This is a genomic window from Oscillibacter sp. CU971 (assembly GCF_905219725.1).
Classification (GTDB): domain Bacteria; phylum Bacillota; class Clostridia; order Oscillospirales; family Oscillospiraceae; genus Oscillibacter.
The window spans coordinates 1-1,699 of record NZ_CAJMXG010000436.1 but is presented as its reverse complement, the minus strand read 5'-3'; the positions used below and the strand labels follow the sequence as shown (position 1 = coordinate 1,699).

Genomic DNA, 1,699 nt, shown 5'->3' with positions numbered 1-1,699 from the left:
CCCAAACTCCACTTCGTCACTGCACATGTGGAGGATCTTTGCCAGATACCAGAGGTTCACCAGGGGAATCCACCCGCACAGCGCCGCCAGGATGCGGTGCTTGACGCCCAGCTGCACCGAGGTGAGGTAGACCCGGATCATGCCGTTCCAGAAGACAATGGCTTCCAGAATCACCGCCAGCAGCACGCCCATCGCGCCCCCAAAATACCCCCACCAGTCAAGGAAGCTGTCTGCCGCAATATCGGCACACAGTACGTTCAGCCAGAGAAGCTGAAGCAGGACGGTGGCTGTGGCGGACACGCAGAACAGCCACAGCAGCTCACAGCCCTCCGCCAGCCGCTGGATGCGCTTGGTGGGGCCGGACTTCGTAATAGGCCGGAGATTCACCCAGAGGAACGCCGCCAGGGGCAGAAACAGCCACCCGGCACTGGAAACTGACCATTCGGCGTACAGCAGCCAGACCAGCGGCAGGGCATTCGCCGCCGCCGTCAGTAACAGGCAGTAGACAATCCGCCTGACATATTTCATAGAGCCGCCTCCCGTTCAACAGCGCCCACCGGCGCTTTTCTGCGTTTATAGTAGACCTTGCCAACGGGGTTGTCAAGCTGGGGTCTGGGTGGTTCTTTTCAGAAAACAGATTGAACTGGGACAGAGGAAATAGTATAATCAAGGAAACAAAACAGGATTTTACTTCGGCACATCAATTAAGGAGGAAATATAATGACATCGCAGGAAGAAAGAGAATTTGTGAAAGGCGCATTCCAAAAATTAAAAGAGCGGGGCTGGTTCCCCGGCCAGGAGTTCCAATCCTCTACCATCACCGAGGAGGAGATCGCCGCTTTTGAGCAAAAGCACCAGGTCAAGCTGCCCTCTATGTATAAGACGTTTTTGATGTCTTTCTGGCTTCCCGAAAACGAGTGCAATGAAGTCTGCGCCATCCGTGACGACGATAGATTCTTCTGCCCCCTCTGGCAGATGATCGACAGCCCCAGGACGATGGACGAAGTGTCTAAAAGCATGGAGACTCTACAGATCATCCGGGAGTTCTGCCAGCTGCCGGAGGACTGCTTCCGGAACCTCATCCCCATCGGCGACTGGGGTGCCGGCTGGGGCCCCCTGTGCATCGACCTGTCCCGACCGGAAGAAAAAACAGACCCGGACGACCCCTCCACCTGGTCCCTGGTCTGGTTCGACCATGAGGAGTTCGACTGGGACAAGACGTATCTCGGCGACGATGGCCTGCTCCACGGAAGCAAGGCCGCGCCGGACCTGAAAGCCTACTTGGAAGTATACTTTTACGGCTCCCTGGAGGCCGAGTACGAGCGGGAGACCGACGAGAAGCCCACCTACCAATGGTACCTGGACACCCTTAAACGATAGATTCCACTGTTATAAAGGACTGAATCCATCATGGAAACCGTCAAACGCAGCTATATGCTGAGCAAGAGGAAACCTGAAAAGTGAATACGCTGGCATTTTATGTATATCCGCTTCCACAAGGAACTTCATTCACTGCTGATGATCTTTCCGTTCCCGGAAATGTAGAAATGCTGTTTAATTATATGCAAATTTGGTTGGCTGCAATTTCAAAAGAAGGCTGGGAGTTTTTGATACAACAATATGGATATGAGAAACTTTTTGAAATCAATATCAAATCAGACTGGATAGATTGCGAAGAATTAGATGAGTTTATAGAAGC

The 1,699-nt window shown here is 53.0% G+C and carries 2 protein-coding genes and 1 pseudogene; 2 read left to right on the top strand and 1 reads right to left on the bottom strand.

Features of this window, described 5'->3' with window-relative positions:
* Positions 1–528 (bottom strand): annotated as a pseudogene (locus JX325_RS16310) (triacylglycerol lipase); the annotation flags it as partial.
* Positions 529–720: 192 nt separating this feature from the next.
* Between JX325_RS16310 and JX325_RS16305 the strand changes: the two are divergent.
* Positions 721–1,380, top strand: coding sequence for an SMI1/KNR4 family protein (locus JX325_RS16305; RefSeq protein WP_204792086.1), 660 nt, complete (start codon positions 721–723; stop codon positions 1,378–1,380).
* A gap of 80 nt (positions 1,381–1,460) precedes the next feature.
* The coding region (locus JX325_RS16300; protein ID WP_204792085.1) for a hypothetical protein at positions 1,461–1,699 on the top strand (239 nt) is incomplete at its 3' end.